15 protein-coding genes are annotated in these 15,042 nt (G+C 48.1%); all 15 read left to right on the top strand.

Features of this window, described 5'->3' with window-relative positions:
- The first annotated feature begins 24 nt into the window (after positions 1–24).
- The 15 genes from trpE to C3B52_RS06275 all read left to right on the top strand — a co-directional run bounded on the left by trpE (position 25) and on the right by C3B52_RS06275 (position 14,997).
- Positions 25–1,539 (top strand): anthranilate synthase component I, encoded by a 1,515-nt coding sequence (gene trpE, locus C3B52_RS06345; RefSeq protein ID WP_103105241.1) that lies wholly within the window; start codon positions 25–27, stop codon positions 1,537–1,539.
- Entirely contained in the window at positions 1,533–2,558 is a 1,026-nt protein-coding gene (trpD, locus tag C3B52_RS06340) for an anthranilate phosphoribosyltransferase (RefSeq protein WP_103105240.1), read from the top strand. Before trpE ends, trpD begins: the two co-directional genes overlap by 7 nt.
- On the top strand, positions 2,548–3,351 hold the full coding sequence (trpC, locus tag C3B52_RS06335) for an indole-3-glycerol phosphate synthase TrpC (protein WP_103105239.1): 804 nt from the start codon (positions 2,548–2,550) through the stop codon (positions 3,349–3,351). The genes trpD and trpC overlap by 11 nt, the downstream gene beginning before the upstream one ends.
- Positions 3,348–4,016 carry a phosphoribosylanthranilate isomerase gene (locus C3B52_RS06330; protein ID WP_103105238.1) on the top strand — a complete coding sequence of 223 codons (669 nt, stop codon included), beginning with the start codon at positions 3,348–3,350 and terminating at the stop codon, positions 4,014–4,016. Before trpC ends, C3B52_RS06330 begins: the two co-directional genes overlap by 4 nt.
- Entirely contained in the window at positions 3,979–5,208 is a 1,230-nt protein-coding gene (gene trpB / locus C3B52_RS06325; protein ID WP_103105237.1) for a tryptophan synthase subunit beta, read from the top strand. Before C3B52_RS06330 ends, trpB begins: the two co-directional genes overlap by 38 nt.
- Positions 5,208–6,026, top strand: coding sequence for a tryptophan synthase subunit alpha (gene trpA / locus C3B52_RS06320; protein ID WP_103105236.1), 819 nt, complete (start codon positions 5,208–5,210; stop codon positions 6,024–6,026). The genes trpB and trpA overlap by 1 nt, the downstream gene beginning before the upstream one ends.
- A 29-nt stretch (positions 6,027–6,055) precedes the next feature.
- Entirely contained in the window at positions 6,056–7,150 is a 1,095-nt protein-coding gene (gene hisC / locus C3B52_RS06315) for a histidinol-phosphate transaminase (RefSeq protein WP_103105235.1), read from the top strand.
- A gap of 69 nt (positions 7,151–7,219) precedes the next feature.
- A complete protein-coding gene (locus C3B52_RS06310) occupies positions 7,220–8,320 on the top strand; it encodes a prephenate dehydrogenase (RefSeq protein WP_103105479.1) in 1,101 nt (366 codons plus the stop codon).
- Between the two features lie 78 nt (positions 8,321–8,398).
- A complete protein-coding gene (gene aroA, locus C3B52_RS06305; RefSeq protein WP_103105234.1) occupies positions 8,399–9,679 on the top strand; it encodes a 3-phosphoshikimate 1-carboxyvinyltransferase in 1,281 nt (426 codons plus the stop codon).
- Between the two features lie 280 nt (positions 9,680–9,959).
- On the top strand, positions 9,960–11,087 hold the full coding sequence (locus C3B52_RS06300) for an amidohydrolase family protein (protein ID WP_103105233.1): 1,128 nt from the start codon (positions 9,960–9,962) through the stop codon (positions 11,085–11,087).
- 147 nt (positions 11,088–11,234) lie between these two features.
- The gene (locus C3B52_RS06295; RefSeq protein ID WP_103105232.1) at positions 11,235–11,825 is read left to right on the top strand and encodes an RNA polymerase sigma factor; all 591 of its coding nucleotides are present in this window, start codon (positions 11,235–11,237) and stop codon (positions 11,823–11,825) included.
- Positions 11,825–12,472, top strand: coding sequence for a zf-HC2 domain-containing protein (locus tag C3B52_RS06290; RefSeq protein WP_235615614.1), 648 nt, complete (start codon positions 11,825–11,827; stop codon positions 12,470–12,472). The genes C3B52_RS06295 and C3B52_RS06290 overlap by 1 nt, the downstream gene beginning before the upstream one ends.
- A 103-nt stretch (positions 12,473–12,575) precedes the next feature.
- Positions 12,576–13,520: a tetratricopeptide repeat protein gene (locus C3B52_RS06285; RefSeq protein ID WP_103105230.1), complete on the top strand. Its 945-nt coding sequence runs from the start codon at positions 12,576–12,578 to the stop codon at positions 13,518–13,520.
- Positions 13,521–13,653: 133 nt separating this feature from the next.
- The gene (locus C3B52_RS06280; RefSeq protein WP_103105229.1) at positions 13,654–14,772 is read left to right on the top strand and encodes a hypothetical protein; all 1,119 of its coding nucleotides are present in this window, start codon (positions 13,654–13,656) and stop codon (positions 14,770–14,772) included.
- Between the two features lie 9 nt (positions 14,773–14,781).
- Entirely contained in the window at positions 14,782–14,997 is a 216-nt protein-coding gene (locus C3B52_RS06275) for an IDEAL domain-containing protein (protein WP_103105228.1), read from the top strand.
- Positions 14,998–15,042: the final 45 nt, after the last annotated feature.

The raw sequence follows: 15,042 nt of genomic DNA, 5'->3' as shown, positions 1-15,042 counted from the left end.
CCTCTAAAAAGGAGATGAGAGTCCATGTATTTCCCCTCCCTGGCCGAAGTGCACTCACTTTCGGCATCGTATTCAATGATCCCTGTAAGCATGACCTTGTTAGCTGACCAAGAAACACCTATTCGTTTGTACCAAAAGATTCGGACGAGTGATTCGTTCCTGTTAGAGAGTGTGGAAGGCGGTACGCGTTGGGCACGTTTTTCATTTATCGGGATGAACCCGTTTCAAATCGTCGAAGCAAAAGGAGAAGAAATTTCCGTTTCGAAACGGAATGGCGAGCGATTTGTCCATACAGGCAATCCAGTGAACTTTTTGCGTGAGGAAACAGATCGATATAAAAGTCCAAAGCTCCCTCAGTTCCCCAGACTGAGTGGTGGCGCGGTCGGATTTTTTGGCTACAATACGCTGCGTTATTTTGAAAATCTGCCTCCACATCGACAAGAGGCAGTGCGTGTACCGGATATGCGCTTCCTTTTCGTAGACGAGATGATTGCATTCGATCACTTGAAGCAGGAAATCCAGCTGATCGTAAATCTGCATGTGGAACCAGGAGATTCAGCCGCCCGGATTGCTGAAAAATACAAACTAGTTTGTGAACGGATCGAGCTTTTGGCAACAAAGGTAACGGCACCTCTGCAAGTAGACAGTCGCATACAGGTAGCCGCTCAATCACCATCAGCGCTGACTGTTGAACCCAACATGAGCCAGCAGCAATATGAGCGGATGGTAGAGCAAGCCAAGGAATACATTGCGGCAGGCGATATCTTTCAAGTAGTGCTTTCACAGCGTTTTTCCGTAAAGACTGAAGTAGATCCGTTTGCCGTCTATCGCTTACTGCGTACACTGAACCCTTCGCCGTACATGTACTATTTGGAATACGAAGGCGAAACAGTCGTTGGTACATCTCCCGAACTATTGGTGCGGGTTGAGGACGAAAAAGTGGAGATGAGGCCGATAGCAGGGACACGCAAACGCGGTTCAACTGCACAAGAGGATGCTGAGCTGGCAGCTGATTTGCTCGCAGACAACAAAGAGCGGGCGGAGCATTACATGCTGCTTGATCTCGGGCGAAATGACGTCGGAAAAGTGTCCTCCTACGGCACTGTAAAAGTGGAAGAGGCGCTCGTGATCGAAAACTATTCCCACGTCATGCACATGGTATCTCATGTGACTGGAAAGCTGCGTGAAGGACTCCATGCCTTTGATGCTCTCCTGTCTGCTTTTCCGGCGGGGACGGTATCCGGCTCTCCTAAGCTGAGAGCGATGGAGATCATTGCTGAGCTTGAGCCAGATGCGAGACACCTATACGCAGGAGCGATTGGTTATCTGTCGTTCGATGGCTCACTGGATAGCTGCATTACGATTCGAACCTTGTTTTTCCAAGATGGCTATGCACATGTGCAAGCAGGTGCGGGTATAGTCGCGGACTCGGTTCCGGCAAGTGAATATCAGGAGACGATTAATAAAGCAGCGGCGATGATTTCAGCGTTGGAAAAGGCGGAGCAGCTATTCGCGCGGAAGGAGGAATTGCCATGCTAACCCATGCATTGGACCAAATTTTAAAAGGAAGCCATTTGAACCGAAATGTCGCAGAAGAAGCGATGGGCGAGATCATGGATGGAAAAGCAACTCCTGCCCAGATCGGAGCTTTTCTAGCTAGCTTGCGCTTGAAGGGAGAACAGGTTGAAGAGATTATCGGCTTTGCTCGAGCGATGAGAGAGCGTGCGACTCGTTTTCCGATCGATCTTCCCGGGTTAGTAGATACATGTGGGACTGGTGGAGACGGCAGCAATACGTTTAATATATCGACGGCGAGTGCCATTGTGGCAGCCAGTGACGGAGTGAGAATCGCCAAACACGGTAACCGAGCCGTTTCGAGTAAAAGCGGGAGCGCGGACGTACTGGAAGCATTGGGCGTACCGGTCAATCTGTCACCAAAGGATGCGGCTGATTGTCTCCGGGCTACGAATTTGTGCTTTCTGTTTGCGCCTTTGTATCACCAGGCGATGAAGCATGCTGCAGGGCCACGCAAGGAACTGGCTATTCGGACTGTTTTTAATCTTTTGGGTCCTCTGACGAATCCGGCAGGGGCAACTCACCAGCTCATGGGTGTTTATGATGCCGAGCTGCTTCCTACAGTAGCTGCTGTACTCAGAGAGCTGGATGTCCATCGGGCACTAGTGGTTGCGGGTTCGGATGGACTCGACGAACTGACAGTGACGGGAATCAGTCATATCGCTGAGCTTCGTGACGGTCAAATCCACACATATGAGGTTGATCCGGAGCAATTTGGACTGCGTCGCCATGAAAAGGATGCTCTGCGCGGTGGAGATGCGAATGAAAATGCCGCGATCATTCATGACGTGTTCGCCGGAAAACGCGGGGCCCCGCGAGATATCATCTTGCTTAATGCAGGAGCCATTCTGTATCTCGCCGATCGGGTTAGCACCATAGGAGAAGGTGTGATTCGAGCGGCTGAACTTATCGATGACGGACTCGTCCTCCGCAAACTGGAGCAGTTCCGTCAAATTGCAGGAGGAATGATTCATGCTTCGTAAAATCGTAGAGAAAAAACAAGAAGAAATCGCGCGTCTAAAAGCCGCTGTGACTATAGCTTCTCTTTTAGCAGATACGAAGACGGTCCAAGATCCTCGAGGATTCCAGAAGGCACTGGAAACGAGTGCTCGTCCTGTCAGTGTGATTGCGGAAGTGAAAAAAGCATCTCCGTCAAAAGGGCTGATTCGTCCTGACTTTGATCCGATTGCAATTGCCAAGGCTTATCAAGCTGCTGAGGCGGAGTGCATTTCCGTTTTGACCGACGAAGCATTTTTCCAAGGCAGTCTGTCATATCTGACTCACATTCATGAAGCGATTGACCGGCCGCTGCTGCGAAAAGATTTTCTCATTGACGAAATTCAAGTAGTGGAAGCAAGGGCGGCAGGAGCAGACTGCATTTTGCTAATCGCGGCGATTCTGGAGCGTGGGCAGCTGCGTCACCTCGCCCAAACTGCGGAAGCTCTGGGCATGGATGTCCTGGTTGAAGTACACAACAGAAGTGAATGTGACATGGTTTTCCAAGCAATTGAACCGAAACTGCTCGGAATAAACAATCGAAATCTAAATACGTTCCAAACCGATCTAGCAGTCACACATGAAGTCATCGCTGACATTCCCAAAACGATTACAGTGGTGAGTGAGAGCGGAATATCGGTCCCCGCAGATATTGAAAATGTCAGAAAGGCAGGCGCACGAGCAGTATTGGTCGGCGAGCACTTCATGCGACAAGAGGATGTGGAGCAGGCAGTGCTATCGCTAGTCGGTTCAGCGTCTGCAATGGGGATGAGCAAATGACCCAAATCAAAATATGCGGCATTAAGCGATCGGACACATTAGCTCTACTCAAAGAGCTTGACGTTGATTTCGTCGGCTTCGTCTTCGCACCAAGCAAGCGCAAGGTAGATGCGCAGACGGCGAAAAGTCTCCTGGCATCGGTACCGGGCCATCCTCCAGCGGTAGGCGTGTTTGTAAATCCGAGTATAGAGGAGCTGGATGAAATTCTCAGCCAGGTTCCGCTTGCAGTGGTTCAGCTCCACGGACAGGAATCGCCAGCATTTTGTCAAGAGGTTCAGGAGCGCTTCTCCATTCCGGTTTGGAAGGCTTTGTCGGTTGGGGGAGAGTCAGATGCAGCAAGCGAGATTGAGCGATATGCCGGAGTTGTACATGCGTTTTTGTTCGATACGTACGACCCGAGCATGGCTGGCGGAACTGGAAAACGCTTCTCATGGGAGCAAATACCGAAGCTGCAGGAAAGCTGCGGTGAGGCAGCGTGCGTTATCGCAGGTGGGATAAATACGGACAATGTGGGAGAGCTTGTTGGACGTTATCAGGCCAAGATGATTGATGTATCCAGTGGAGTCGAAACAGATGGCGAGAAAGACGCTTCCAAAATAAAAACATTGGTGGAAAGGGTGAAAGCGCATGAACACGCAGCAAACAACGATTCCGGTCGTGCCTGATGAAAATGGTCGCTTTGGACAGTTCGGAGGAAAGTTTGTCCCTGAGACATTGATGAATGCAGTAGCAGCTTTGGAGGTAGCGTTTGAAGCAGCGCGTCGTGACCCTCAGTTTGTTCAGGAGCTGGGTGGGCTACTGAGTGAATATGCAGGACGACCAACGCCACTTACCTATGCGGAGCGATTGACGGAGGCACTTGGAGGAGCGCAGATTTATCTCAAGCGTGAAGATCTTAACCATACTGGTGCACACAAATTGAACAACGCTCTCGGTCAAGCCTTGCTTGCGAAGCGTATGGGGAAAAAATCAATTATTGCTGAAACGGGCGCTGGACAGCACGGGGTAGCCAGTGCGACGGTAGCAGCTAAATTGGGTCTCTCCTGCAAAGTCTTCATGGGCGAAGAAGACATTCGCCGCCAGTCGCTGAATGTATTTCGCATGAAGCTGCTCGGTGCCGAGGTCATCCCTGCTGTTTCCGGTTCACGTACGTTGAAGGATGCAACGAACGAAGCGATCCGTCATTGGGTTACTCATGTAGAGGAAACGTTTTATGTCATCGGTTCGGTTGTGGGTCCCCATCCTTATCCGTACATTGTGCGTGAATTCCAGAAGATCATCGGAGAAGAGACGCGTAGTCAAATCTTGCAAATGCTGGGCAGACTCCCGGACGAGGTCATTGCCTGCGTGGGTGGCGGCAGCAATGCTATCGGCATGTTTTATCCGTTCATTCAGGACGAGAATGTTGCTTTGCGTGGTGTAGAGGCTGCGGGGCATGGAGTGGATACAGACAAGCATGCGGCTACGCTGAGCTTGGGGCGTCCGGGTGTTATTCATGGCTCGCTTACTTACTTGCTGCAGGATGAGCATGGGCAAGTACAGGAGGCCCATTCCATTTCTGCGGGACTCGATTATCCGGGGGTAGGACCAGAGCATTCCTATTTAAAAGACAATGGTCGGGTTACGTATACATCTGTAACGGATGCAGAGGCTTTGGAGGCAGTACAGCTGTTGTGTCGGACAGAGGGCATCATCCCAGCTTTGGAGAGTGCCCATGCTATAGCAGAAGCGATCAAGCGCGCACCCCAAATGTCAGGTGACCAGATTCTCGTTATTTGCCTGTCAGGACGCGGGGATAAAGATGTACTGACCATTCAGGAGGCTTTGGAAGAGCAAAGCAAAGGGGGCGAGCAATAATGACGGCAACAGCTAACAGAATTGACCGCTTGTTTGAGGATCGTAGTCGTAAACGTTTTATTCCGTTTATTACGGTTGGAGACCCGACGATCGAAGCTACTTTTCAGATTGTAACGGCGATGGTAGAGGCCGGGGCAGATGTAATTGAGCTGGGAGTGCCGTATTCAGACCCACTCGCCGACGGACCGACAATCCAGCGCGCATCAGAGAGAGCGCTCCAAAATGGGGTGTCAATCGCGGATGCATTACAGTTGGTAGCACGCTTGAGAAATTCAGGGATCGAGGCGTCTCTCGTCCTGTTCTCCTATGTCAATCCTGTGCTACAATATGGCATTGATCGCTTTTTTGCGGACCTGGCTGCCTATGGAGCAGATGGAGTTGTCATTCCAGATTTGCCGATTGAGGAAAATGGTCCAGCTGTAGAGGCTGCGAAGAAAAACGGCATACATGTCATATCGCTAGTTGCGCCGACATCTGAATCACGCATCAAAAAAATCGGAGAACAAGCAACTGGATTTCTGTATTGTGTTTCCTCGCTAGGAGTGACTGGGGCACGTACAGATTTGCGCGATGATCTTGCCGTGTTCCTACAAAAAGTAAAATCGTCTACGAATGCGCCGACAGCTGTCGGGTTCGGTATTTCCACACCGGAACAAGTGCGGGCAGTAGCACCGCATACTGATGGTGTGATTGTCGGAAGTGCGATTGTACAAGAGATCGAGAAGCATAACGAGCAATTGAAAGACCCGGAACAAATGCCGCAAGCAATTGAAAAAATAAAAACGTTTGTACAACAGTTAGCGAGTGCGCTACAATAATGGGAAAAATGTGACTGGAGTGAACGTGGATGCAACCGAAGCAACGCATACTCAATGCCCCGGTATATCAGCCTGGGAAACCCATTGATGACGTTAAGCGCGAATATGGTTTGACAGAAGTGATTAAGCTGGCGTCCAACGAAAATCCTTATGGTTCTTCACCAAAGGCAAAAGCAGCTATCGTCGAGCAATTGGACAATTTGGCGCTTTATCCAGATGGCGCAAGCTTGAATCTGCGCTGGGACCTAGCTGATTTTCTCGGAGTAAAGCCGGGTCAGTTGATTTTTGGGAACGGTTCTGACGAAAATCTGTTGATGATTTCTCGCGCTTTCTTGAATGAGGGCACAAATACGGTAATGGCATCCCAGACGTTCTCTCAGTATCGCTCCAATGCCATTATTGAGGGGGCAGAGCTGATCGAGGTTCCGTTGAAAGACGGCGTTCACGATCTGGAAGCAATGGCTGCTGCCATCAATGAACAGACGCGTGTCGTGTGGGTATGTAACCCGAACAATCCGTCTGGTACGATCGTTACTACTTCCGAGCTGGAAGCTTTCATGAAAAAAGTGCCAAAAGACGTGCTTGTTGTGTTGGATGAGGCATACTACGAATATGTTGTGGACCCTGAGTACCCACAAACGATTCCAATGCTTGCTGAATATCCAAACATGATCATCTTGCGCACCTTCTCAAAAATCTATGGCCTCGCAACGTTGCGTATCGGTTACGGTGTCGCGTCTGAGGAGCTCGTTTCCCAACTGGAGCACGTGCGCGAGCCATTCAATACTGGCGCACTTGGACAAGTGGCAGCCCGTGCTGCACTGAAGGATCAAGAGTTCGTCATTAGCTGCCGTGACCGTAACAGAGAAGGCGTGAAGCAATTTACGGATCGTTTTGATGAATGGGGTCTCTCGTATTATCCTACTCAAACAAACTTCATCTTGGTTGACCTGAAGCAGGATTCAGATGCCGTTTTCAAGAAGCTGCTGAGTCAGGGAATCATCGTTCGCTCCGGAAATGCGCTTGGCTTCCCAGGCTATCAGCGTATTACGGTCGGTACGAAGGAGCAAAATGAAAAGATTCTGACCGTACTTCAAGAAATTGTTGCTGGTGCATTGAAATAACCCGAAAAATGCCGGGCATCTGTCCCGGCATTTTTGTCTACGCAGACGAAGGAAGGATAGAAAGTGGAGATGAAAAAGACCACCGTTGCTGTAATCGGTGTCGGATTGATCGGCGGCTCCATCGCGCTGTCGATGCGACGCGATCCAAATATTCGGGTCGTCGGTTACGATGTACGCCAAGATTGTTTAGACAAAGCATTAACTCTTGGAGTTATTCATGCTGGAACGACGGATTTGCAAACTGCTGTCAGAGAAGCGAATGTGATATTCCTTGCTTCGCCGGTTGAGCAAATTTTTAGTACACTGCGATTGCTGACTGAGTTGGATTTGCAGGATGATGTGATCATTACCGATGTGGGGAGCACCAAATCCAATATCGTTTCGCAAGCTTTGGCTGTTATACCGGAGCATGTGACCTTTATTGGTGGCCACCCTATGGCTGGTTCTCATAAATCTGGAGTAGAAGCTGCCTCAGACAGATTGATGGAAAATGCCTACTACGTGCTGACACCTGCTCTGGGGACCGACCAGAAAAAACTAGAGCGTCTGACAGAGCTGCTGGCTCTAACCCGTGCAAAGGTTGTTCATATGGATGCCAATACCCACGATCAGGTAGTGGGAGCGGTTAGTCACTTTCCGCATGTTCTTGCTTCTGCCTTGGTCAACTTGGTCGCAGGCTACGATGACGAGAATGCTTGGCATGCTAGACTCGCTGCAGGAGGTTTTCGTGACATCACGAGAATTGCATCCAGTAATCCGCGCATGTGGCGTGATGTATTGCTGCAAAACCGTGATCATATCTTGAAAATCGCCAATGACTGGTCGAATGCCCTGCAGGATGTGGTGGCCCTCGTTGAAAAGGGAGACCCAGACGGTATCGAGCATTTTTTCAAGACTGCGCGTGATTTTCGTGACGGATTGCCTGAACGCAAAGCAGGTGCACTGCCTCCGCTAAACGATTTGTACATTGATATCCCTGACCATCCTGGGGAAATCGGCAGAATTACTACCCTTTTGGGAGCCAGACAAATTAATATTACGAACCTGCAAATTAGGGAGACACGCGAAGATATTTATGGGGCTTTGCGAATTACGTTTCAATCCCAAGAAGAAATGGAAAAAGGCGAGGAATTACTGCGGTATTTCGATTACAATGTATACAAGCGATAATAGATTTGTTGTGCCTGCGTGCTTTACAACGAAGACGCTTCACAGCATGACTAGCAATAGGAAAAGGGGAGTGGAACTGTGCTTCGCGTAAGACAAACCCAAAAAATAGAAGGAACAATCCGTGTTCCTGGAGATAAATCGATTTCACACCGCGCGGTTATGTTTGGTGCTCTAGCTAACGGAACGACGACCATCGAAGGCTTTCTGCCAGGAGCTGACTGTCTGAGCACGATCAGCTGCTTCCGTAGTATGGGCATCGAGATCGAACAGCAAGGTGACAAAGTGACGGTACAAGGAAAAGGCTGGTTTGGGCTAGAGGAGCCTTCCGAGCACCTGGAAGTAGGGAATTCAGGAACGACGATCCGGCTGATGGCAGGGATTATGTCGACACAGCCTTTCCACGTTGTGATGGAGGGGGATGAATCGATCGCAAAGCGTCCAATGCGTCGTGTGATCGGTCCTCTTCGTCAAATGGGAGCTAAAATTGATGGACGCAAAGATGGCGAGTTCACTCCGTTGTCGATCCGAGGTGGCGATTTGCAAGCGATCTCGTACCAATCTCCAGTTGCCAGTGCTCAAGTGAAATCAGCGATTTTGCTGGCAGGCTTGCAAGCAAAAGGTGTTACCAGTGTAACGGAACCACACTTGTCTCGTGACCATACGGAGCGTATGCTTCAAGCCTTTGGTGTTCAAGTTGTACGGGATGGTCTGACTGTTTCAGTAGAAGGCGGTCAAGAGCTAAAAGGCCGTGCCATTTCTGTACCGGGTGACATTTCTTCTGCAGCATTTTTGATCGCGGCAGTAATGGTGGTACCAGGCAGCTCGCTTTTGATCGAAAATGTTGGCATCAATCCGAGCCGCACCGGAATTATCGATGTGGTCAAAGCGATGGGAGGAAGCCTTGAGCTTTTGAATGAACGGATTGTCAATGAAGAGCCCGTAGCGGATCTGCTGGTTACACATTCCGAGCTGCATGGAATTGAAATCGCTGGGGATATCATACCGAGACTCATTGACGAGATTCCGGTTATTGCAGTGATGGCTTCCCAGGCAAAAGGACAGACGATCATTCGTGATGCTGAGGAGCTCAAAGTAAAAGAGACGGATCGAATCGCAACTGTGGTTAGCCAGCTGTCCAAGTTTGGTGCCAAGATAACACCGACAGACGATGGGATGATAATTGAAGGCGAGACGTCTTTAACCGGGGCTGTCATTGATAGCCATGGTGACCATAGAATCGGGATGGCAATGGCTATTGCTGGTCTGGCGGCTTCAGGTGAAACTGTAGTAGAGAATGACGAGGCGATCGATGTTTCGTTCCCGGGCTTTGCACAGTTGCTTGAAAAAGTTAGTAAATAAGAGGAGGGAACCCGCAAAAAGATTGCGGGTTTTTTCACATAGTAAAGGATTCTTTTTTTAGCAAAAATGATTTGACAAGCGCTTACATTCCGTTTATTATAAAACTACAGTATGGTTTCTCTCCACTCCTATCCAATATAATAAAGCACAAATGTGCTACCGTCGTTTGAATGCGCTTACAATCAACGGCGGTCTTTTTTTTTGTACTTTTTTACGAACTTGTGCATAAGCTCGTACTAATCGTAAATCTCGATAGTGCTGATCGAGAGGAGGACGAGCTGTGTCACAACAAGGTATGGTTATTCGCGGTGGATCAATCGCTACGTCACAAGGGATCAGGCAAGCAGATATATGGATATCTCAAGGTAAAATCATTCGGATAGCCAAAGACACCTTGTACAAAACATGGGAATCACAAACGGCGTCCTTTTCAGAAGTGGATGCAACAGGCATGTATCTCTTGCCTGGACTCATTACGCTCTCAGATCAGTCATTATATAAAATTCGTGAAATGCAACCATACATAGAAGCGATTCGCTCGCTCATCCGAATGGGCTGTACAAGCCTCGTGGATGTTTTTTATCCAGATCGCTGGATGAGTACGTCACAGATGAATTATCAGCAAACCCAGCATTACAATAGCCTGATAGATTACAGCTGGCATGTAGGGATAAAGGCTTCTGAGCTGCGCGATACGGAGGCATGCAAGTGGAGCAGAAGAGGGTATTCAGGCATTCATATCACGATTCGAAGCCCAGAAGAAATTTCCAGCCTAAATTGGGAAACGATTTCTTCACTTCATACGTCTTATAAGACGATATTTCATTTACACATACCGCAAGAGGCCTCTGTGAAAAAAGATCGCAGGGATCAGATCCTACAGCAGTGGATTTCCATGACACGGTATTGGAAGATTCGTACGGTGCTTCCCGAACCAACGTTACTCTTTGACACAAAGCAGTACGATCCGTTTTATCATGTTTTTTGGTTGAATAAGGATTGGACTGACCAGGCACTGCGTCACATGTATCGCCATTGGTATGAAATGTGGCCAGTCGCAGCTCCCTTGCACGATGTCCGGTTCGATTATCGTAGGAGATGGTGTACACCCGAAGAATTGCTCTGCTTATTTATTCGACTCACTTCGACGAACGTAGCCAAGGTTTTGGGATTGTATCCGCGAAAAGGATGCTTGACACTCGGCGCAGATGCGGATATTGTTTTCCTAAAAAAGGAAAACTGGTTGACAAAGCAGGATCTTTCCACTATTCTCAATTTTAGCGAAATATTTTTTCCAACTTCTGTTATGTCGAACGGTAAGTGGATATATCGAAATGGCGAGTTTTTCTCTACGATTGGGATGGGCAGGTGCATTCGAGACGTAAAGCCCTACACATATGTTATTTAACCCCAGGTTTGGGGGTTTTTTCGTGAAGGATTCATGGAAAATATCGAGAAAAAGAATGTTACATTAGCGCAACTTTTTACATCCCTAGCAGTCTAATGTTACAAAGGCTGCTGAGGGATCGGAATCGCTAAGGAGGTAATCCTGGTTATGACCGATTCCCAGCTTATCCGAGAGATTAAAGAAGGTAATCTGGAATGCTATGCTGAACTGATTCGTCGATACGAAAAAAAGATCCTCTCCTTTGTTACACATTTATTGCGTCAGGCACATTTAGAGCACATCGCTGAGGATATCTGTCAGGAGACGTTTTACAAGGCGTACAAAAGCATTCATTCTTTCCGAGATGTAGAGGCCACCTTTTCTACCTGGCTCTATACGATTGCTCGCAACTCAGTGCTTAGTGAATTGCGGAAAAGCCGCAATTCTGACGTCTATTTGGACGACACCCTTCAGGTTCCTATGGCATCCCCGAAAACCTTGCCCGAGCAGGTTTTATTACGCAATGAACGGGAGAGCATGGTGAGACTGGCGATTAACAGCTTGCCAGAAAAACAGCGCTCAGCCTTGATCCTGAGAGAGTACGAGCAGATGGATTACACCGAGATCGCCACTATTTTGGATTTGACAGTTAGCTCAGTGAAATCCTTGCTGTTTCGAGCGAGACAAAGTATCAGAGGACAGTTAGAAACCTACATCCTGGACCCTCATTTGGATGAAGCTGAAGGGATGAATCGATGATGAAATGTGAAGAAGTTCAGGGAATTCTGCCTGAATACGCCGATAAACTTTTGCCAGAGATGACTCAACGCCGTGTTGATCATCACATGGCATCATGTTACGCCTGTCGTGCCGATTACGAGATGTGGTCGGATAGCGGTGAGTGGATGGAGACACACAAGGAAGAATATCATTCTGTGACTCCTACTCGTTCTATTGTAGACGCTGTAATGGCCCGGATTCTATCAGAAGAGAAGTGGGCTATTCCGATTGGACGTAAAATTTTCAGCGTAACAGCCAGAATGAGACGCATTGGTGCAAGTGTCGCCGTTCTTTTGTTGATGTTGTTTACGTTTACTTTATATGTAAATACGAGTACAACAGAGCAAGCGAACTCACTAGTTATCAATGGAGAAGTAATGGCGATGAATACACCAAAAGCACAGGTGATTTCCTCGTCCATGCAATCGGATGATGGTACATATGTAGTAGAGGCGACACCTCTTTCTTCCCAGGAAGAACCATTAGCTAATGCTACGGCATCCATCATTCCGCTAGATGGCAAACCCAGTACGCCTGAGTTGCCGAAGCCAAATTACAGCATTGTGCTCAGTGTTTTCGGTATTTTAATTACTGTTCTTACGATGAGCTGGCTAACGAGAGCATAATGGTATATGATGGGGAGTAAAGAAAAAGACCGTCTGCGGACGGTCTTTTGTGACTCTTCTGTAAGGGAGTCGTCAAAGCAACTATACATATGAGGTGAACAAAATGCCGAAGAAGTGGCTATATGTCATAGATGAAGCAATCAAGCGAATTGAAAACGATGAGGTGGAATTAGGTCTGACTGCCCTGCAAAAAGTACAAGAGCACGGGAAAGATTTGCCCGATGTCATGATGTATTTGGCGGAAGTATGGTATCGTCTGGGGCATTTGGACGAAGCCGTTCGTTTACTGAATGACGTCATGGAAAAAAATCCTGACATGGAGCCGGCGCTGCGTCGCGAATGTCAGTTGCTGCTGGCAGAGATTGCTCTGGATTCCAGTGATTTTGAGACGGCACAGCATTTGTTGTATGAGTGCAAGGAATCTGGTTTTGAAGGTATTCAGCTTGATCTGCTGTTGGCTGATTTGTATGCATTGCAGGACTTGGATGAAGTGGCTGTCAAATATTTGGAGCAAGCTCGTCAAAAAGAACCTGATAATCAAGATATTATGGCAGCGCTCGGTAACCTGTATTTCCGCATCGGAGAAGATGAGAAAGCGATGCAGCTGCTGGAGCTGGCAGGAGCGGAAAGCCTTGATTTGCTGTTGACCAAAGGACGCTCCTTGGCACAGAATGGCCAATTCGAGCAAGCGTATCAAGTGTTCCGGCAAGCGCTTGTTCTGGACGGGTCACCAGAAGTACTGTTTGGCAGTGCAATGATGGCGTTCCATGTGGGACGACTGGAAGAGGCAGTAGAACTGGTGAAAAATTTGCAAGCAATCGATGAAGAATATGTCGCTTCCTATCCGTTGGCTGCAGATATTTATTTGTCGCTGGGGAAAACAGAAGAGGCGATTGACTCCTTGAAGCAGTACGTTTCCCTATCCGGTTTTGATCTCGATCAGATCCGTAGGCTGATTGCTCTCTTGACACAGTCGGGACGCTATGACGAAGCCAAAGAATATCAACAATTGCACGATAGCTGGAATGAGGAAAGCGACGAAGAGTAAGTGCTTTACCTGAACCATTTCCGAATAAAATCAGTCAAACAGGAAGTCACTTCTCGTGGCTTCCTGTTTATTTTTCCGCTTTTTGGCAAGAATGAGGGATACAAGAAAGCCATCGTAAAGAAGGGATGCGCAGATGAACTTGGCTGAGATCTTGGTGTATACCGATATCCGGCAGCTCCATCAGATTGCCAACCACTATGGATGCGAATGCAACCCTCATTCTAAAAATGACCTAATCACGTCACTGCTGTCCAGCTTGAGACACCGGTTGACAATCACAAAAGAGGTTGAACAGCTAACAAACGAAGAAACCCATTTCATGCTGCTTTTGTTCCTGGACAAGCGTACGATCATGTCATTGGAGGATTTACTCGCAAAAGCCGGAGTGGCACTGGAAAACCAGAAGGAAAAAAAGCAAGAAGAAGCAAGACGGTACATAGCACAAGCGATGAGACGCGGCTGGTTCTTTCCTGTGAAAAGCAAGACGGTCGGTCAATATCAGGTTCCCCTCGATATTCGTGAGCCGTATTTACACGCATGGCTAGAAAAGTGGAGAGAGCAAAATGCACTGGTGATGGATGGGCCAGAAGCTTATCGCGACGAAGGCACAGCGCTCTGTGACGACATCATGCAGTTTCTGCGTTTCCTCTCCCAAGAGCCCATTCCTCTGACAGCCGAGGGAGGCATGTACAAGCGCTATCAACAGCAGCTTTTTCAATTTCTCCATGTCAAGGAAGAGCCTCTTTTGCCACAGAAATGGCGATTCGGTTATGGACTGCATTTTGATCTATACCCTGACCGATTTTCGCTGCTGTATGATTTCTGCTATTTTCATAAGTGGATTGAGGAGAGAGAGGGGAAAGTTGCCCTCACTGACAAGGGGGCTGAGCGCATAGAGCTTCAATACAATGATCAGCTCTACCATGATTTCATCCGATTCTGGATGAGGCTGTATAAACGGGCAATACCCAACCTGCCGATGCTGGTCCAGCTTATTCCAATGATCGCTTCAGGTGGATGGGTGAGTCAGCAAGCTTTGTTAGATGCTTTGCTACCATGGATCAAGGTGTTTTATTACGATTCGCCCACAGATATATTAATCAATCGCGTATGCAAGATGATGGTGCACCTAGGACTGCTGAGAGTAGGCCAAGACGATCAGAAGCAGTGGTTGTACACAGCCACCTACGCCAGCCAGACTTGGCTTCACAAATATAATGGTTTTACCGAAACGACTATTTTATTGAAGTGAGGGATGGGTATGGAGTGGCCAAATTTCTATTCCAACGCGTACGGAACGAACAATCAAATGGTGTCAGGTCTATTGTCTGAGATGGTCATCGATGAACAGATGAGGCAATATCGAAAAAGAGTGCTGTATCAAGAAATAGATGATGCTTTGGTTGGGAAAAACAAGGAATTGTTCTTGAAGCTCACAGATGAATTGAAAGTGATTATGGCTTACGAAAAAGTGTAGGAAGCATAGAAGTAGGCTGTATTGCTTGTTTCCTCAGATTCATGG

Source organism: Brevibacillus reuszeri, from assembly GCF_002897295.1.
In the GTDB taxonomy this organism is placed as follows: domain Bacteria; phylum Bacillota; class Bacilli; order Brevibacillales; family Brevibacillaceae; genus Brevibacillus; species Brevibacillus reuszeri_A.
This window is presented reverse-complemented; position numbering and strand designations above follow the sequence as displayed.